This is a genomic window from Alteromonas sp. McT4-15 (genome assembly GCF_020515205.1).
In the GTDB taxonomy this organism is placed as follows: domain Bacteria; phylum Pseudomonadota; class Gammaproteobacteria; order Enterobacterales; family Alteromonadaceae; genus Alteromonas.
This window is the reverse complement of record NZ_JAJALG010000050.1, coordinates 1-18,763: the sequence shown is the minus strand read 5'-3', so window position 1 is coordinate 18,763 and position 18,763 is coordinate 1. Positions and strand designations below refer to the sequence as shown.

Annotated in this window: 14 protein-coding genes; 10 read left to right on the top strand and 4 right to left on the bottom strand. The window is 42.9% G+C overall.

Features of this window, described 5'->3' with window-relative positions; translation table 11 throughout:
• Positions 1–109 precede the first annotated feature (109 nt).
• Positions 110–4,081, top strand: a complete 3,972-nt coding sequence (locus LHL20_RS19655) for a S8 family serine peptidase (RefSeq protein ID WP_226434499.1) — start codon at positions 110–112, stop codon at positions 4,079–4,081.
• 141 nt (positions 4,082–4,222) lie between these two features.
• On the opposite strand, the gene rmuC is transcribed toward LHL20_RS19655, so the two are convergent.
• Together rmuC and LHL20_RS19645 are read right to left on the bottom strand one after the other, a co-directional pair.
• Positions 4,223–5,611: a DNA recombination protein RmuC gene (gene rmuC, locus LHL20_RS19650; RefSeq protein ID WP_226434498.1), complete on the bottom strand. Its 1,389-nt coding sequence runs from the start codon at positions 5,609–5,611 to the stop codon at positions 4,223–4,225.
• A gap of 126 nt (positions 5,612–5,737) precedes the next feature.
• Entirely contained in the window at positions 5,738–7,267 is a 1,530-nt protein-coding gene (locus LHL20_RS19645; protein ID WP_226434497.1) for a fumarate hydratase, read from the bottom strand.
• A gap of 230 nt (positions 7,268–7,497) precedes the next feature.
• On the opposite strand from LHL20_RS19645, the gene pabB reads away from it, so the two are divergent.
• From pabB to LHL20_RS19630, 3 genes are all read left to right on the top strand, one after another.
• Positions 7,498–8,931, top strand: a complete 1,434-nt coding sequence (gene pabB / locus LHL20_RS19640; protein ID WP_226434496.1) for an aminodeoxychorismate synthase component I — start codon at positions 7,498–7,500, stop codon at positions 8,929–8,931.
• 22 nt (positions 8,932–8,953) lie between these two features.
• Positions 8,954–9,526, top strand: a complete 573-nt coding sequence (locus LHL20_RS19635; RefSeq protein WP_226434495.1) for a CoA pyrophosphatase — start codon at positions 8,954–8,956, stop codon at positions 9,524–9,526.
• 145 nt (positions 9,527–9,671) lie between these two features.
• Positions 9,672–11,045, top strand: a complete 1,374-nt coding sequence (locus tag LHL20_RS19630) for an L-serine ammonia-lyase (protein ID WP_226434494.1) — start codon at positions 9,672–9,674, stop codon at positions 11,043–11,045.
• Positions 11,046–11,114: 69 nt separating this feature from the next.
• Here LHL20_RS19630 and cysB read toward each other — a convergent pair whose 3' ends face one another.
• Entirely contained in the window at positions 11,115–12,089 is a 975-nt protein-coding gene (gene cysB / locus LHL20_RS19625; RefSeq protein ID WP_159624439.1) for an HTH-type transcriptional regulator CysB, read from the bottom strand.
• A 207-nt stretch (positions 12,090–12,296) separates the two neighbouring features.
• On the opposite strand from cysB, the gene LHL20_RS19620 reads away from it, so the two are divergent.
• The 3 genes from LHL20_RS19620 (at position 12,297) to LHL20_RS19610 (ending at position 14,717) form a co-directional block, all read left to right on the top strand.
• The gene (locus LHL20_RS19620) at positions 12,297–12,998 is read left to right on the top strand and encodes a sensor histidine kinase (RefSeq protein ID WP_226434501.1); all 702 of its coding nucleotides are present in this window, start codon (positions 12,297–12,299) and stop codon (positions 12,996–12,998) included.
• Positions 12,999–13,094: 96 nt separating this feature from the next.
• On the top strand, positions 13,095–13,853 hold the full coding sequence (locus LHL20_RS19615; protein ID WP_226434493.1) for a hypothetical protein: 759 nt from the start codon (positions 13,095–13,097) through the stop codon (positions 13,851–13,853).
• A 36-nt stretch (positions 13,854–13,889) separates the two neighbouring features.
• Positions 13,890–14,717: a substrate-binding periplasmic protein gene (locus tag LHL20_RS19610; protein ID WP_226434492.1), complete on the top strand. Its 828-nt coding sequence runs from the start codon at positions 13,890–13,892 to the stop codon at positions 14,715–14,717.
• A gap of 67 nt (positions 14,718–14,784) precedes the next feature.
• Here LHL20_RS19610 and LHL20_RS19605 read toward each other — a convergent pair whose 3' ends face one another.
• Positions 14,785–15,672 (bottom strand): LysR family transcriptional regulator, encoded by an 888-nt coding sequence (locus LHL20_RS19605; RefSeq protein ID WP_226434491.1) that lies wholly within the window; start codon positions 15,670–15,672, stop codon positions 14,785–14,787.
• Positions 15,673–15,776: 104 nt separating this feature from the next.
• On the opposite strand from LHL20_RS19605, the gene LHL20_RS19600 reads away from it, so the two are divergent.
• From LHL20_RS19600 to LHL20_RS19590, 3 genes are all read left to right on the top strand, one after another.
• Entirely contained in the window at positions 15,777–16,484 is a 708-nt protein-coding gene (locus LHL20_RS19600) for a CoA transferase subunit A (RefSeq protein ID WP_226434490.1), read from the top strand.
• Positions 16,484–17,137 (top strand): CoA transferase subunit B, encoded by a 654-nt coding sequence (locus tag LHL20_RS19595; protein ID WP_201283812.1) that lies wholly within the window; start codon positions 16,484–16,486, stop codon positions 17,135–17,137. The genes LHL20_RS19600 and LHL20_RS19595 overlap by 1 nt, the downstream gene beginning before the upstream one ends.
• 93 nt (positions 17,138–17,230) lie before the next feature.
• Positions 17,231–18,571 (top strand): DEAD/DEAH box helicase, encoded by a 1,341-nt coding sequence (locus LHL20_RS19590; RefSeq protein ID WP_226434500.1) that lies wholly within the window; start codon positions 17,231–17,233, stop codon positions 18,569–18,571.
• Positions 18,572–18,763 lie beyond the last annotated feature (192 nt).

Below are 18,763 nucleotides of genomic sequence, written 5' to 3'. Positions count from 1 at the left end.
AATACGTAGTCACAGCGATATTCCGCATAAATAAAGAGGCGAATGACCTTTATTGCGGACGATTAGTTTAAAAGCTGGACTCCAGGGAACTATTCACACGAGAATAATTATGAAAAAAACATTAATAAGCACGGTAGTTGCTGCCGCACTGGCAGGTTCTGCTTTTGGTGCATTAGCAACGTCAGACTCTTCATCATTAAAAGGTTTCAGCGTTGAGCAGAGAAACGCAGTTGAAGCTTCTTTCGATAAGAAAAACATCCTAGCCAACGCTATTCAAGCAAACGAAAACAGCGTTCGTGTTATTGTTCAACTTAACGATGTGCCAATGGCACAATTTAGCGGTGTTAACCCAAACCTTAGCGGTGCATCAGCACATAAAGGTCAAAAAGTTAACTTCAAATCAAATGCTGCGAAAGAATACAAATCGTTTCTAGAATCAAAGCAGCAATCAGTAATTCAAAGCATTAAGGCTTTTGATGCTTCATTTAAAGCAGACCTTACTTATACAACCGCGTTTAACGGCTTTGCAGGTATCATCTCAAAAGATGCACTTGATAAGTTAGAGTCACTTTCAACGGTTAAAGCGGTATATCCAGACGTAATCCACCATGCACAAATGGATGCGAGCTTAGACCTTATTGGTGCAATTGAGACATGGGAACAATTTGGCGGTAAAGAAACTGCAGGTGCTGGCGTAAAAGTGGCCATCATCGACAGTGGTATTCGCCCTGAAAACCCATTGTTTAGCGGTGAAAACTTCACAGCACCTGATGCAGCTACTCTACCGACAGATGATTACTGTTCAGAAGTTGAAGATTTCTGTAACAACAAGCTTATTGTTGCGCGTGCAGCAGAGATTGTTGAAGGCTTCAGCGTAGTTGAAGAAGAATATGAAAGCCCACTAGGCTTCAATGGTCACGGTACTCACGTTGCGGGTACAGCTGTTGGTAACTACGGTGTTATGGCTGAGCGTGATGGCGCAGAAGCTGAAATTTCAGGTGTTGCACCAGCTGCATACTTAATGGTGTATAAAGGTCTTTATGCAACCCCTGCTAACCCAGCAAGTTCAAGCGGTGCATCTTCAATGCTTCTTTCAATGCTTGAAGCGTCACTTGAAGACGGTGCTGACATTGTAAATAACTCTTGGGGTGGTGGCGCAGGCGGTATGCCAAGCAGCTTCTACGCGGGCGTTTTTGATGCAATGAACGACGCTGGTGTTGTGACAGTATTTGCTGCAGGTAACGATGGCCCTAACCCTGGTACTATCGGTTGTCCTGGCTGTGACGAAGATGTAATCACTGTTGCTGCAACAACAACAGGTCGTCTTTTCGCAAACGAAGTAACTATCGAAGGTGACACAACAATTGGTGCAATTCCTGCGCTTTATTCTGTAGGTAATCCGGACATCGTTTTTGACACTGCTATTACAGCGCCAGTTGTATTCGCAGGTGAAGTTGTTGAAACCAATGCAGAAGCCTGTGAGCCATTTGCTGATGACTCTGCTTTTGATGGTGCAATTGCACTTGTTAGTCGTGGTACTTGTGGCTTTGTGACCAAAATTGCAAATGCCGAGGCAGCAGGTGCAGTTGCAGTACTTGTACATAACGTAGATGGTCGTGGTGAAGCTCCAATTCTCATGGGTGGTCTAAGCCCAGAGCAAACTATCCCTTCTTTGATGATCCCTGCAACGCCTGGACAAGCTCTTGCTACATTAGTCTCTGAAACTGATGAAGCTGTGAATGTGACTATTGGCGCTGAAATTGTACGTGTTGTTTCTGATAGCTTGGCTGACATCGTTGCTGATTTTAGTTCACGAGGACCAGGTGGTGATGCGACATTCTTGAAACCGAATATCGCGGCACCAGGTGTTAGAATTTTCTCTGGTGAGTCTCCAGATGCACCAGGACACATAGACGAGAACTTCTCGTTCAAAGGTGGTACGTCAATGGCTGCGCCTCATGTAGCAGGCGCGGCGGCACTATTGAAGCAAATGCACCCAGATTGGTCTGCACAGCAAATCAAGAGTGCGCTTGTCACTTCATCAATTCGTGACGTACTTAAAGATGATGCACTAACTCCTGCTGATAATTTTGATATCGGTGCGGGTCGCCTTGACTTACCTCGAGCAACTTCAGTTGAACTGACTTATAGCGATATTAGTCTTGTTTCTTCACACTGTTACATCACATGTGATATGTCTATCACGGTTACTAATAACAGTGACGCAGACGTTAATGTTGACGCGACTGCAATGTTCGATGACGAAAATATCGAAGTTACTGTTACTCCTGATATGGCAACATTACCTGCTGGTGCATCTGCAGAAATTATGATTTCTGCTAACGTTTCACTTGCTTCATCAGGTGAATGGACATTTGGTGGTATTAATTGGACAGATGGCAATGACGATACGACTGATTACTTCATTCCTGTTGCAATCTACCCTGTAAATACTGATGAGCCAGAATTGTTCAGCAGCTCAGTAAGCAATGATTTTGCTGCTGAAGGTGAAGAAGTTATTACACGCGCATCTGCTACTAACCAGAATGTTACGGGTCTTATCGGTATCACTTCTACCGTTGACGAAAAGTATGACATCGATCCGTCAACTATCTCAGCGGTTAAAAATGGTAACCAAGAGCCAGTAACGTACGATGCAGAAAATCGCGAAATTCGTTGGGAAGGCGCGCTTAATACAGCGACACTAGAGCTTAGCAATACGCCGGCACCATTTGGTTACTTGCCTATGACTAGCCTACCATTCGTGGTAGACCCTATCGTATGTACTGAGCAATGTGACGATGCGGCTATAACTGTTACTTCGTTTATCGATCTTGAATATATGGGTCAGACTTATAGCGAAGTTCAAGTATCTTCAAATGGCTTCATTTCACTTGGAACGTCATCAGGCTCTGTGACTGAATATCGTCCACACGAGCTGCCTGGTGCACAAGAGCCAAATAATGTTATTGCTCCATACTGGACGGATCTTGATTTGGACGGCACGTCAGCTGATGATCCAGGTACAGGTCGCATGTATGCTGCGACCCTTAACACTAGTACTAACCAGTACTTTGTAGTTGAGTGGGAGAACGCAATGTTGTGGGGTGATACTGGTTCTAGTGTCAACTTCCAGATTTGGTATGACCGCAACGCTGAAACCTTCTCGTTTGCATATGGACCAATGAGCGCAAATAACACTGCTGCTGTAGTTGGTTTTGAAGATGCGTCAGGTACTGTTGGCTTTACACATGCGGCACAATTATCATCAGGTGTTTACGGCTCTCTACCGGTTGAAGGTGATGAGTTTAGTATTGTTACCATTCCAGGTGATGAAATCTCTGTAAGCTATAGTGGTACTATCAAGCCTGCAGGCGAGTTAATGGATGACGTGCTTGCTGTAAACGAAGACGCTTCTATTACTGCAAATATCCTAGCGAATGAAATGGAAGATGTTGTTTTCAACACTTTCGAAATGGAATCGCTATCAGGTAACTTCAGAACTTATACACCGATTGAAATCGACAAAGAAGAGCTAGACCCATCAACAGTTGAAGTTGTTACTGCTGCTGAAAACGGCACTGTAACTGTGAACGATGATGGTACGGTTACTTATACGCCTAACGCTGATTTCTTTGGAGAGGATTCATTTACGTATACTGTTCGTGTAATGGGTACAACTAATGATGAAGGTGAAGAGGTACAAGGTGAAACTATTGGCGAAGGTACTGTTGCAGTTGCAGTTGCAGGTGTACAAGACGCGCCAGTAATTTCAATCAGTGCACCAGCAAGTGTAGATGAAGGTAAGACATTTACTGTTACCGCTTCTGCTACTGACGCTGACGGTGATGACGTTACTATTACTATGAATGGTCTTCAAACTACGAAGATTACAGACACTGCACCAAGCCATGAGCAAGCCTCTAGCATTGCGGTAACAGTGACTGCGACAGACGGTATCGACACAGTAACCGAAACCGTTACTATTCAAGTAAAAGACAAAAACGGTGGTTCAATGGGCTGGATAGCATTGCTTCTAGCGCCTGCTATCTACCTACGTAGACGTGCTAAACGTGCTTAATGCATAACGCTTAGCTACTAAAAAGGCCGCAACTGCGGCCTTTTTTTTAAACTGTTTTTGTAAGAAGTCTGATTGTGACAATCCACACAAACCGTATAGGTAAACCCTCTCAGAAAGAGTAAGCTCATATAGGGATTACGATTAATCATCGCTTTTATTAGTTAAAGACTGAATGTTCTCATTTAACTTTTTGTTAGGTTGAACGCCAAGCTCTCTGAACTTTTCAATTTGTTTTACAATATTTCCCCGCCCGCTACTTAGCTTATTCATTGCACTGTCAAAACTTGATTGCGCCCCATCTAAAGCCTTACCTACCTTTTCCATATCAGTGATAAAGCCCACAAACTTATCGTACAACTTAGCCGCTTGCTCAGCGATAAGTTGGGCGTTTTGGTTTTGATATTCATACTGCCAAATATTATTAATTGTGCGCAGCGCAACTAATAAATTGGTAGGACTTACAAGCATGATGTTATTGTTAAGCGCTAGCGTCACTAGGTCAGGCTCTTCTTCAACGGCCAATAAGAAAGCAGGCTCAATCGGAATAAATAGCAACACATAATCGAGGGTCTTAATGCCTTTAAGTGATTGGTAGTCTTTTGCACCTAACCCCTTTATATGCCCTTTAATTGAAGCAACATGTTGAGTTAGGTAAATGTCGCGCTGTGCTTCGTCTTCGCAGTTATAAAATCGCTCATACGCAGCAAGGCTAACTTTTGAGTCGATAATAACGTCTTTTTCATTTGGCAAATGAACGACAACATCAGGTTGATATCTACGTCCTTCTTGTGAAGTGGCTGCCACCTGCGTATCAAATTCATGCCCTTCTCTTAAGCCTGATTCCTGCAAGATTCGTTGTAGTACTACTTCTCCCCAATTGCCTTGCTTTTTATTATCCCCTTTGAGCGCGTTGGTTAAAGCGGCCGCTTCTTCGGTAATCTTTTGGTTCAAGGCTTTTAAACTCAAAATTTCCGTTTTAAGCGACGCTCGCTCTTGCCCTTCTCTAATGTGTTGCTCAGAAATCTGGCGTTTAAAACTGTCTAATTCAGATTTAAATGGCGCGAGTACCGATTCAAGATTGTGCTTCGTTTGCTGGGTATAACGCTGTTGCTTTTCTTCAAAAATCTTATTCGCTAAGTTTTCAAACTGAGTTTGTAAGCGCTGCTCTGATGCCGTCATCGCTGCAAGCTTATCTTCATGCGCTTCCATCAGAGCATGTATTCTGTTTTGGTGCGCATCATTTTGTGCATGCGCTTTAGCTAATGAAATACGCTCTTTATTTAAAGTGTCTTTTAACTCTTCATTGGATTGTTGAAGTGTGACCACCTGCTCTGCTTGTTGAGATAACAGAGCTTGCTTTTCGCGAAGTCTGATTAATTCAGTAGATAAGCTATCAATAGTTGTTTGTTTATCAGTATTACTTTTCTCCAGTCGTAAATTTTGTAGCAACAGAAAAGTACCGAAAAGGACTAGTAAAACTAGCGTAATTAAAATGGTTAATGGTGAAGACTGAATAAGTTCGAAAATCATAGCGCCAATGACATACTGTTATTTTGTACAGCACTATAAACAAAAAACACAAATAAAAACAGGTACTCAAGGTACCTGTTTCTAATCTATTTCAACAGCCACGTTAAATAGCTAGCAAATAACCTGTTATTTAGATAATGATTTATCTAAATCTTCGATTTTTGCTTTCCAAATTGCTGGACCATTTTTATGGGCATTTGCACCTGTGCTATCTACTGCGACTGTTACCGGCATATCTTCTACTTCAAATTCGTAAATTGCTTCCATACCTAAGTCTTCGAAAGCCACTACACGAGATTTTTTGATTGCCTTAGAAACAAGATAAGCAGCTCCACCCACAGCCATCAAATAAACTGCTTTGTGTTTTGCTATAGAATCTACCGTTGCTGGTCCACGCTCAGCCTTACCAATCATGCCAATAAGGCCTGTTTTCTCAAGCATCATATCGGTAAACTTATCCATGCGTGTCGCGGTTGTTGGACCTGCTGGTCCTACAACTTCATCACCTACTGCATCTACTGGACCTACGTAGTAGATAAAGCGGTTGGTAAGATCAACGCCATCAGGGAGACCTTCTCCGTTTTCCATCATAGTTTGAATGCGTTTGTGTGCTGCATCGCGACCTGTTAGCATTTTGCCAGATAGCAAAACAGTCTCACCCACTTGCCACTCTTGAATATCTTCTTTTGTGACATCGTCAAGGTTTACGCGACGGGTATTTTCGCTAACTTCCCATGTCACTTCTGGCCAATCTTCTAACTTAGGCGGAGCCAATTCAGCAGGACCAGATCCATCTAAATAGAAATGTGCATGGCGAGTCGCTGCACAATTGGGGATCATCGCGACAGGCTTAGACGCAGCGTGTGTAGGAAGCGATTTAATTTTTACATCAACAACGGTAGTGAGGCCGCCTAGCCCTTGTGCGCCAATACCAAGCTTGTTAACGCGATCGAAGATCTCAAGACGTAGCTTTTCATCTGTAGTTTGTGGACCGCGTTCAATGAGTTCTTGAATATCAACAGGGTCCATTAAGCTTTCTTTAGCCAGCACTGCTGCTTTTTCTGCAGTTCCACCGATACCTATTCCCAGCATGCCTGGTGGGCACCAACCTGCTCCCATAGTGGGTAACGTTTTTACCACCCAATCAGCAATATCGTCGCTTGGGTTAAGCATTACCATTTTAGATTTATTTTCTGAACCACCACCTTTGGCCGCGATCATCACTTCAATCTTTTCGCCCGCTACCATGTCAATGTGCACAACCGCCGGCGTATTATCTTTTGTATTTTTACGCGCACCCGCTGGATCTGTAACGATTGACGCGCGAAGCGGGTTGTCTGGATTAAGATAAGCGCGACGTGTACCTTCATCGACCATTTCTTGCACAGTCATGTCGGTCTTATCCCATGTCACACCCATGCCTACTTTTACAAAACAAGTAACAATACCTGTGTCTTGGCATAGAGGGCGCTTGCCTTCTGCTGACATGCGAGAGTTAATTAGAATTTGTGCCATCGCGTCTTTTGCTGCTTGGCTTTGCTCTTTGTTGTAAGCCTCTTCTACTGCCTTAACGTAGTCTAGAGGGTGATAGTAAGAAATAAACTGTAGGGCATCTTCAATGCTGTCAATGAAGTCTTGTTGACGAATAACGGTCATGACATCCTCTTTTTATTTGGCTTTCGTGGTCTTAGCTAGCTAAAAAAGCGTATACTAGCGCATCTAGCGACATCGCACCACGTAAAACGAATGGCGTAACCTTAATTCTAACTATTTGTCAGAGTAATGGTTTTATCTCGCCAGTGTGAGATGAGAGTGCTAGTAATAGACACAGTATATACGCTTCACAAGCACCGAATAACAAAGACAAGAAGTAAATAATACATTTTATGCAACACACGCCGTTTACCATCAAGGTTACTCGTTTATCGAAACAAGAATTATGCTCACTGATACCAGAAACAGCAGAATGTGCATGCTTTACTGACATATTTCAGAAAATATCGCATACGCCATGGGCGTTGTTACTTGATACTTCTGGCTCTACACAAAGTGACGGGCGCTATAACATTATGACCTACTCCCCCTCATTGGTGGTAGAAGCCAAAGAGGGTGTAGTTTCACTTCACGACCCAATTCGCAATATAAATACAGTAGTGGATGAAAAACCATTTGAGGCTGTAGAAAAGTACCTCCATAGCCAGCTAGACGGTGCAACTGTTGATACTTCTGAAGACATAAGTGAGTTGCCATTTATTATTGGCGTGGCAGGCATGGCGGGTTATGACACGGGGCGCTACTATGAAAGTCTTCCTTCAATCTCACAATCAGATTACCAAAGCGCTGATTTTTCTGTTGGTCTTTATTTACAATCGCTTATCGAAGATACCAAAACGGGGGCATTTTATTATTGCTCATGCGACGGAAGTACAATTCCAGACATTGAAACACTTGTTAGAGCACAACATGAACGCGCTAATTTTGCACTAACATCACCATTTAAATCTAATCTTACAAAAGAGGCATACACACAGTGTTTGTCACAAATTAATAATTACCTGCGTGCTGGTGATTGCTATCAAGTGAATATGGCACAGCGCTTTTCAGCAACGTATACAGGTAGCTTTTGGAATGCGTATAAAGAGTTAAGAGCACAAAACTGCGCGCCCTTTTCAGCCTATTACAATTCATCCTCTGGCAGCATAGCCTCAATATCGCCTGAACGCTTCTTGCGCGTGAAAGATGGTGTTGTCGAGACAAAGCCAATCAAAGGTACCAGACCCCGTTTTAGCGACCCAAGTAAAGACAAGCGAATTGCTGAAAGTTTGCTATCTGCTGAGAAAGATCGCGCTGAAAACCTTATGATTGTTGACTTGCTACGTAACGATATCTCAAAGCACTGTAAACCACACTCTGTTAACGTGCCTGCGTTGTTTGCACTTGAAAGTTACCAAGCTGTACACCACTTAGTAAGTACAGTGGTCGGTGAACTTGATGAGTCAACGTCGCCATTAACTTTACTTAAATCAGCTTTTCCCGGTGGCTCGATTACCGGTGCCCCTAAAATTAGAGCAATGGAAGTGATTGACGAACTCGAGCCACATAGAAGACACATTTATTGCGGAAGTATATTTTATATGGGCTTTCGGGAAGATATGGACTCTAGTATCTGTATTCGCACATTGTTGGCTGAAAATAATACACTATATTGTTGGGCTGGAGGCGGTATTGTGCTTGACTCTGTGGCGCAAGAGGAATATCAAGAGACCTTCGATAAGGTGTCTAAGATCATCCCAGTGTTAGAGTCGCTTAATGCTAATTAGTTTAATACATGTAACTTAAAACATGACAAGAAAAGAATTTATTGCACAATTTCACCATTTACGTGTTCCGCATATAGAGCCCGATTATCCGCTTCGAAAAGCGGGTCGTCCGGCCGCCGTTCTGATTCCCCTTATCGACTATGGTGATAAGTTAAGTGTTTTGCTCACAGAGCGAGCCTACCACCTAAAACATCACCCTGGACAAATAAGTTTTCCTGGTGGCGCTGTTGAGAATAGCGATGCTAGCCTTTTTGACGCCGCGCTAAGAGAAGCCGATGAAGAAATTGGTTTACCGCCTAAAAATGTAGACATTGTCGGTATGTTGCCTCGCTATCGCACTATTAGCGGATATGAAATCGCGCCTGTTGTTGGGTTTGTTAACCCAGACTTTGAGCCCAAACTTGACAAAAACGAAGTGGAAAGTGCATTTGAAGTACCGCTAGCTCACCTTTTAGATAGAAAGAATCACTTGATTCACACAACCCACAGAAATAACAAAACCTTTCCTATTTATTTCATACCATGGCAAGACAAAATGATTTGGGGCGCAACAGCCGCATTGCTACGCAATCTTTCACACCATATTCATCCCTAGTGGCTTAGTGCTCAATTGCTGCACTATAAATAAATGTTTACAGCGTATTAGCAAAACTAATCACACTATTAGCATTTCTGTATTGTAGTTGTTTGCACTCAGATGCATGATCTTACTATTAATTCGTTTTAATGATGAAAATACTATGATCAGTGTATTTGACATGTTCAGTGTGGGTATAGGCCCTTCAAGTTCACACACTGTAGGCCCTATGAAAGCGGGCGCAGAGTTTGCCAGTGAGTTGGCACAACAGCCAGAACTATTTAATAAAATTGACCACGTTAAAGTAGAGCTTTTTGGTTCTCTTGGACAAACCGGTATTGGTCACGGCACCGGTAAAGCAGTAATTTTAGGTCTATTAGGTGAATTGCCTGACCAAGTAGACGTTGACACTATTGACGCAAAGCTTGAAGAAGTACGCAACAGTGAAGTGCTGTCGCTAAATGGTACTAAGCCGGTGCGTTTTCCAAACAAAAATGCCATTGTATTTCACCGTCGTAAAACACTACCAAAACATGCCAACGCGCTAACGTTTTATGTTTATCACAAAGATGAATTGCTGGCCGAGCAGACCTATTACAGTATTGGTGGTGGATTTATCATTAAAGATGAAGACTTCGATGCCACCAAGGCACACGCAGCAAGTCTACAAGCATCAGTTCCGTTCCCATTTAAAACGGCTGGAGAATTGCTAGCACTTTGTAAAACAAATGGCCTTAGCATTAGCTCACTCATGCTACGTAATGAATCTACATTCAGGCCTAAGCACGAAGTAAAACAAGAGCTACACAATATTTGGCTTGTTATGAAAGCCTGTATACAGCGCGGCATTGAAAGTGAAGGTATTCTTCCTGGTGGTCTGAAGGTCGTACGTCGAGCTCCTGGGCTGTATAGAAGACTTCAAACTGAGCACACCAATGATCCTATGCAAACCATGGATTGGGTAAACTTGTTTGCACTTGCCGTTAATGAAGAAAATGCCGCGGGCGGGCGTGTTGTGACGGCTCCCACTAATGGTGCAGCGGGTATTATTCCCGCGGTTTTACAGTACGTCGACAAATTTATCCGTCCAGTCGATGAAGAAGTTGCAAGCCGTTTCCTTCTCACTGCAGGTGCGATTGGCATTTTGTATAAAGAAAACGCATCTATCTCAGGTGCCGAAGTAGGTTGCCAGGGTGAAGTTGGTGTTGCTTGCTCTATGGCAGCTGGCGCTCTTGCTGAAATTATGGGCGGCACTGCGGCATCGGTTGAAAACGCTGCAGAAATAGGCATGGAGCACAATTTAGGGTTAACCTGTGACCCAGTTGGTGGACTTGTACAAGTACCTTGTATTGAGCGAAATGCCATGGGGGCCATTAAGGCAATTAACGCGTCGCGCTTGGCGTTGCGTGGTACAGGCGAACAAAAAGTATCACTAGATAAAGTTATCAAGACGATGCGAGATACCGGCAACGACATGAAGACCAAGTATAAAGAAACCGCGCGTGGTGGCCTAGCCGTGAATATAATCGAGTGTTAAGCGAATTACACTAACCAAAACTATAAAAAAAGGGGCAATTAAGCCCCTTTTTTTGTCAGTTCACAATCGTTACTTAACGGGTAGCGTTACACCTTTAAACATCTTTTCTACTTCATCGTTATTTTTAAGCATCATCGCTTTTTCCACTTTATCTTTAGTCAAATGTGGCGCAAACCGTTCAATAAAGTCATACATATAACTGCGTAAAAACGAGCCTTTTCTAAACCCAATCTTAGTCGTGCTGTAATCGAACAAATGACTCGCATCAATTTTAACTAAATCATCATCAAGTTCTTCACTTACTGCCATTGACGCAATAACGCCAATTCCTACACCTAAACGAACGTAAGTTTTGATAACGTCGGCATCGGTGGCAGTAAACACTATTTTAGGCGTAAGCCCAGCGCGCTCAAATGCTTGGTCCAGCTCCGAACGCCCAGTAAACCCAAATACGTAAGTAACCAGTGGATATTTAGCAATATCACTAATATCTATCGTGCCTTTTTTAGACAGCGGATGATCTTTATTTACAATGACACTTCTATTCCAGTGATAGCATGGCAACATGACTAAGTCGTTGTAGAGATGCAGTGCTTCAGTTGCAATAGCGAAATCGGCCTCGCCTTTGGCGGCTAGGTCACTTATCTGAGACGGCGTGCCTTGGTGCATATGTAACGATACTTTAGGGTATTTACCCATGAAACCTTGTATCACATCAGGTAACGCGTAACGCGCTTGAGTATGCGTTGTTGCTATATTGAGTTTACCTTGGTCTGGTAAAGTGTGCTCTCGCGCAACTGCCTTAATGCTCTCAACTTTTGCTAGAATTTCACGCGCTATATTGATTACATCATTACCTGCATCAGTAACGTGTGTTAGGTGCTTCCCACTACGACCAAATATCTGAACGCCAAGTTCATCTTCTAGCATTCTTACTTGCTTGCTAATACCTGGCTGAGAAGTATACAAACTTTCAGCTGTTGCAGAGACATTCAGATTATTATTAAGGACTTCTACGATATACCGTAGTTGTTGTAGTTTCATATTTTACGCACCATTTACTGCACCGGATTATCACTATACTCCCATCGTTATAACCAAAACCACTTATTTTTGCTAGTTGATATTACAAAATCTGCATAATAAAGTAGAAAATATGCACAAACTCAATATTTTATCGCAGTATCATTCGCCTTTTTACGTAATCTTAGACATTATAAAACGTACACGGCACAGGAAATAATATTAACCATTATGAGTAGCAAGCAGGTCACTTCAACTATCGACTTCTCTTCGGTACTAGCTGCCGCTGTACATGATATGAAGAACTCACTATTTCTACTTATTCAATCTATTGAAGCACTTAGCCATGTTCTTCCTGTAGATAACACTGAAGCGCAAGAACAAGTAGCTAACGTGCATTACGAGGCGTCTAGACTTAATACCAATCTAGTACAAATTCTGTCGTTGTATCGAGCAGAACTCGAAAGTTTACCTATCACGGTCGATGAGTGCTTCATTCAAGATCTTGTTGAAGACGTTATTGGCTCTAATACGCTTTATACAAATCAAAAACACATAAATATCGAGATAGAAATAGAATCAGAGTTACGTTGGTATCTCGATGAAGAATTAATTTACCTTTTGCTCAATGACGCAATTATTAACGCCATGCGTTACGGTACGTCAAAGATAAAAGTGTCTGCTGCTGATTATGATGGCTTTCTACAGCTAAAAGTTGAAGACGATGGTAGCGGATATCCTAGTGATATGCTGACAAGAAGCCACGAGCAATTGGCCGATTTTGAGTTGAGTCAAGGTCGCACTGGACTAGGCCTGTTTTTTGCCAAATTAATCGCCAAAGCACATTCTCAAGGCGATAAAACAGGCACGATAGCGCTAAGCAACGGTGGGGTTTACGGTGGAAGTGTATTTGAAGTAAAAATACCGTAGTATTGACCGATAATAATAAATGAAGACAAAATAACGTTTTACGCACATACTTCTATGAACGTTATAATAAGAGCATAAAAGAGACGGAACACGCGCATGTACGTGATTATCATAATCCTGATTGTTGTTTTGCTTATTGCAGCAATATTTATTAACGCAATGCAGCAACATAGGCAAAAACAGGAAGCTGAGCGCCGCGCTGAGCTAGCCAAGCAACGCACGATTGTAGATGAGACAGAAAATGTTATTGCGGCTAGCGTGAATATGCCAGTGTCGTCTCGCCTTATGGGTATTCTTCACAATCGCATTCTTAATTCATTGAAAACAATGAACGAATTGGCAAGTACAGCAGAGTTAAAGCAGCGCATATCAAGTACTGAGCAAGCAGCTGCTACAGCGCTCTCTGACAATTCTCCGGTGTCGACTGAATTCGCGCTTCCCGATAACGATAAGGTTATTATTCAATATATACAGGCCGTGAAAAAACTGAGGGTCATTATTCGAGCCGAACACAGTAAAGGGCAAATTGATTCGAAAGTTTTTTTAGACGAAGACAAGCATTTAGAAAAGCTTCAGCTTAAAGTGAATGTGGAAACCTTGGTAAAACGAGGTAAAGCCGCCCTTCAAACTAATATGCTAGGTTCTGCTAGGCAGTATTTTGAAAAAGCTAAAGCAGCCTTAGAAAATCAGACACCACAAGATGAATATTCAAGTTCTCGACTGGCAACGATAAAAGAATGGCTCTATGAGATACAAAGCAACCTCAAGAGTGTTAATGAAAAAGATCGCGCCAAGAAACAAGCAGAAGAACGCGACGAATTAGACGAACTCTTCGCACCGAAAAAGAAATGGTAGTATAAGACAACACTGGCAAAAGGTAAGGACACCGTTATGTATAAACGCTTAATTGGTTCTACATTACGCCCTAGCCTCTTATTTCTGGTTACTTTACCCTTATGCACCTTTAAAGCATATGCGCTAATTGATAGCGAAAGTCTCAACAATGCTTGCGATGAAGTCATCATTTCAGCACATCCTAACTATGCACCTTTTCACTGGGAGCAAGACGGTGAGATAATAGGGGCCTCTATCGACATTACCGGGCAAATTCTAAACGAGATGGGTATAGCGTGGCGTTCGGACTATGTTGGGCCCTGGAAACGTGTACTCCAACAAGCCTATGCTGGTCATATCGACCTAATTCCAGCGCTAAAAAAAACCAACGAACGCGAGCAGTTTCTTCAATACACTAGCGCTCATTTCTACAGTAACCCCGTTGCCATTTACCAAAAAGCAACACCAGACACTCAACCTGTACACTCCCTCGACGCGTTGGATGGATTGATTGGCTCTGTAAATGCTGGAGATAATCACGGCGAGCATATTGATGCATTCTTATCGGTTCAAGATGTCGTTGAGATTAAAGGGCTACGGGAAAATTTCGAGCTTCTTGCACGGGGTAGAACCGATTATTTTGTTATTGGCAAGCAAACTGCGAACGCATTTCTTCAGACTAACAAAATGCTCTCTCAGTTTGAAATAGTGTTCGAAACTAACAATGCCGTCGTACATCACGGTTTTAGCAAGCGCTCTGCTTGCACCGCAATAATCGATGAATTTGATAAACGTTTACAGCTTAAGGTCGACAATGGAGAAGTAGAATTTGCTATAGAGCAGTACAAAAACAAATGGCTTGAAAGGCAATTGTTAAATGAATAACAAGGGTATTTGTCAACGTATATAAACCTGATGCTCTGAGATTGAGCTTTTCCATTACGTCTTTTAACTAATCTCCGTAATAAGCTACACACAAATCCCACAGTTTTTGAGCTGAAACCGACAATCCTTTTCTGGCATTTCGGATAAGCCCTATACGTTTTATCAATGGATCTGTTTCAATAGGCAGTACCACTAAGCCCAAGCTTTTCATTTGCGTTTCACACAATGACGGCATGATCGAAATCCCAAGCCCATGTTTAATAAGCTTGCCTAGGGTAGACAATTGCCCTGTTTCAGCCACGATATTAATGTCGCCATATTGCTGCAGCTTATTTTGTGTCCATGACCTTACCGCAGATCCACGGTTCATCATAACGAGTGGCAGTGACAGACATTCGCGCCACAGTGGCACTTGGCTAAGTTTTGCGGCTTGCTCTTTGTTGGCAACTACCACAAATCGGTCTTGAAATAGGCTTTCAAAAATAAGACCGTCTTTACGCTCAGGTTCAAAAGAAAAACCTAACTCACAACGGCCAGTTGTTACTTCATTGATCACTTGTTCCATAACGATGTCAATAACGCGTATGTTTACGTTCGGCGCTTCACGGTGAAACTGGGCTAGCAATATCGGCAAGTGCGACTCTGCAAAAGACGGCATGGCACACACAGACAATTGTCCTTTTGCCATCGCGAATAAGTTCTGAATGTCAGAGAACGTATTGTCCCAATCTCGAAGTAGTCTAATGGCATTAGGTAATAGAAATTCACCTTCTGGTGTAAGGCTTACGTTTCGGGTATTGCGTTCAAACAATCTGCCACCTAATTGTTGTTCCATTTTTTTTATCGACGACGACAACGCCGGTTGTGTTAGGTGCAAATTTACGGCGGCTTCGGCGAACGTAGACGACTTAGCAACCTCTATAAAAGCACGTAATTGACGATACGAAATATCCATTCTCATTAATTAATAAAATTTATCAATTACAAGATTAATTCGATTTTACATAAGAAGCAACAATGTTGATACTTAGTATTAACAATTCAAATTGGAGAGAGTGAATGGCAGGTTTCAACAAAGTCGTTTCTTCATATGATGAAGCAATGAAGGGTTTACAAGATGGCATGACTGTCATTGCCGGCGGTTTTGGCCTTTGCGGTATTCCAGAAGGCTTAATTGCACAAATAAAGACAATGGGCGTCAGTGGTCTAACCGTAGTTTCCAACAACTGCGGCGTAGATGGTTTTGGCCTCGGTTTATTGCTTGAAGATAAGCAAATAGCAAAAATGGTTTCTTCCTACGTGGGCGAGAATGCCCTGTTTGAAAAGCAGTTATTAAATGGTGAGTTAGAGGTAGAACTTACACCACAAGGTACCCTTGCCGAAAAAATGCGAGCAGGTGGTGCAGGCATACCAGCGTTTTATACAGCAACTGGCTACGGTACACCAGTTGGCGAAGGTAAAGAGGTAAAAGAATTTAATGGCCGCCCTTATATTCTAGAGCACGCTATCACTGGCGACTTTGCCATTGTTAAGGCATGGAAAGCCGATAAATTTGGTAACTGTATTTATCGCCACACTGCGCAAAACTTTAATCCAATGGCGGCTACTGCAGGTAAAATTACTGTCGTCGAAGCAGAGGAAATCGTAGAGCCTGGAGAGTTATCACCCAGTGAAATTCACACGCCGGGAATTTACGTGAACCGCGTAATCAAAGGTTCATTCGAAAAACGCATTGAACGACGTATCGTAAGTAAGGAGGCAGTATAATGCTAACTAGAGAGCAAATTGCCATGCGCGTAGCGCAAGAGTTCAAAGATGGCGACTACGTAAACTTGGGTATAGGTATTCCCACATTGGCCGCCAACTATGTGCCTGACGATATTAGCGTTATGTTGCAATCAGAGAATGGCCTTTTAGGTATGGGACGATACCCTACTGAAGAAGAAGTAGATGCAGACATGATAAATGCAGGCAAGGAAACGGTAACAGCAATTACCGGCGCCTCCATTTTCAACAGTGCTGAAAGCTTCGCCATGATCCGTGGTGGCCACGTTGATTTTACGGTACTTGGCGCGTTTGAGGTGGACGTTTCTGGAAACATCGCTTCGTGGATGATACCGGGTAAACTGGTTAAAGGTATGGGCGGAGCTATGGACCTTGTGGCTGGTGCTAAAAACATCATTGTTACCATGACTCACACTGACAAGCATGGCAATTCAAAACTACTGCCTGAATGTACCTTGCCGTTAACTGGCGTAAATTGTATCACACGGATTATCACCGATTTGGCAGTACTTAGCGTGCAGGACGGTGCGTTTGTACTACAAGAGCGTGCGCCGGGCGTAAGTATTGACGAGATTAAAGAAAAAACAGCGGGCAAGCTTATTGTTCCAGACAATGTGGTAGAAATGTCACTTTAATTATATTTTAGAGGGCATCTTTATGCCCTCTTCTTTCATTATGTCTATCATTAAGGGATAATGCGCCGATTCGTTATTTTAAGAGGCATCCCTTTGCAAGTTACCGATTTACCTGTCCACCATAAAATCATTTCTAAGCTTGAAACTAAAAACATTTCAACGCTCACCGAAATTCAAGAACGCACTATGTTACCGGCTATTCAAGGTAAAGATATTATTGCGTCTTCAAAAACAGGCTCAGGTAAAACCTTCGCTTTTTTAGTTCCAGCTATCAATCGTTTAATGTCGCAAAAAGCACTTAGTCGTCAAGACCCGCGCGCATTGATTTTGGCGCCAACTCGCGAATTAGCGAAACAGGTGTTTATTGAGGCTAAGTCGATGTGCACAGGGTTGAACCTTACTTGCTCGCTAATCGTTGGCGGTGAAAATTATAATGACCAAGTAAAAGCTCTGCGCCGTAACCCACATATCATCGTTGGCACAGCGGGCCGCGTAGCTGACCATCTACTCGATAAAAGCGTATACCTAAACGGTTTGGAGCTGCTGATTTTTGACGAAGCTGACCGTATGCTTGATTTGGGGTTTGCTGCACAGCTTAAAATGATAAACGATTACGCAGACCACCGAAAACGCCAAACTATGTTGTTCTCTGCCACACTTGATAATATTGAGTTGAAGCACATGACGGGGCAATTAACGAAAAGTGCGGTGCGCGTTGCTGTGGGTGATGCGACTGCCCAGCACGGTGATATAGAACAGCAATGTTTCTTTGCAGATAACGTCGATAACAAAGATGCCATATTACACGCTGAGTTAACGAACCGTTCTTACAATCAAGCCATTGTATTTACCGCTACACGTGACGATACCGACCGCATTGCAGCATTGCTCAACAAAGAAGGTTTAGAGGCTATTGCGCTTCGCGGCGATCTACCACAAAACCAGCGCGCTGCAATTATGAGTTCATTTGCGCGAGGCCAACACAGCATCTTAGTTACAACAGACCTAGCATCACGTGGGCTTGATCTATCTAAAGTAGGCTTAGTTGTCAATTTTGATCTTCCTAAAAACGCCGATGAATATATTCATCGTATTGGCCGTACTGGCCGCGCAGGACAAAAAGGCGAAGCATTTTCCTTAGTTGGGCCGCGCGATTGGAAGAGCTTTGAAGCACTTAAAAACCATTTGCAATACGCGTTAGAGTGCAGTGCTCACCCAGAACACGCCGCTACTTTTAAAGGCTTTGCTCCAGCAAAGAAAAAGGCATCCAAACAAGCTGGTGCGCAAGTTAAAAAACGGGTGGCAAAACCGATTAAACAACAGCATAAAAAGCGTATCGATACGATGGGCGGTGAGGATGTGGGTATGGTTCCGATAAAACGCAAACCAAGAAAGCCACAGGAAGACGACACAGATACCGCTGACGAAGAGTAACTCGTGGGCTACTTGATAAGCGCTAATGACGAAAACCACTAACAAGCAGTAATTAGCGTAAAAAATTAATACAAAAAAAGCGAGCCCTGAGCTCTAATGCCGTTCACTTAAGGTGAGCGGCATTTTTCTTTCTGCTGTATCGCTGTGGTCTCTTCTTAACTGTTCGGGGGAAGCTGCGTTCTCGCCGTGGAG

What these genes read in the sequence shown, in the direction of transcription:
- LHL20_RS19645 (WP_226434497.1), bottom strand. Translation starts at nt 7,267, where the DNA reads ATGACCGTTATTCGTCAACAAGACTTCATTGACAGCATTGAAGATGCC.
- LHL20_RS19610 (WP_226434492.1), top strand. Translation starts at nt 13,890, where the DNA reads ATGTATAAACGCTTAATTGGTTCTACATTACGCCCTAGCCTCTTATTT.
- LHL20_RS19655 (WP_226434499.1), top strand. Translation starts at nt 110, where the DNA reads ATGAAAAAAACATTAATAAGCACGGTAGTTGCTGCCGCACTGGCAGGT.
- LHL20_RS19635 (WP_226434495.1), top strand. Translation starts at nt 8,954, where the DNA reads ATGACAAGAAAAGAATTTATTGCACAATTTCACCATTTACGTGTTCCG.
- LHL20_RS19630 (WP_226434494.1), top strand. Translation starts at nt 9,672, where the DNA reads ATGATCAGTGTATTTGACATGTTCAGTGTGGGTATAGGCCCTTCAAGT.
- LHL20_RS19595 (WP_201283812.1), top strand. Translation starts at nt 16,484, where the DNA reads ATGCTAACTAGAGAGCAAATTGCCATGCGCGTAGCGCAAGAGTTCAAA.
- rmuC (WP_226434498.1), bottom strand. Translation starts at nt 5,611, where the DNA reads ATGATTTTCGAACTTATTCAGTCTTCACCATTAACCATTTTAATTACG.
- LHL20_RS19600 (WP_226434490.1), top strand. Translation starts at nt 15,777, where the DNA reads ATGGCAGGTTTCAACAAAGTCGTTTCTTCATATGATGAAGCAATGAAG.
- LHL20_RS19605 (WP_226434491.1), bottom strand. Translation starts at nt 15,672, where the DNA reads ATGGATATTTCGTATCGTCAATTACGTGCTTTTATAGAGGTTGCTAAG.
- pabB (WP_226434496.1), top strand. Translation starts at nt 7,498, where the DNA reads ATGCAACACACGCCGTTTACCATCAAGGTTACTCGTTTATCGAAACAA.
- cysB (WP_159624439.1), bottom strand. Translation starts at nt 12,089, where the DNA reads ATGAAACTACAACAACTACGGTATATCGTAGAAGTCCTTAATAATAAT.
- LHL20_RS19615 (WP_226434493.1), top strand. Translation starts at nt 13,095, where the DNA reads ATGTACGTGATTATCATAATCCTGATTGTTGTTTTGCTTATTGCAGCA.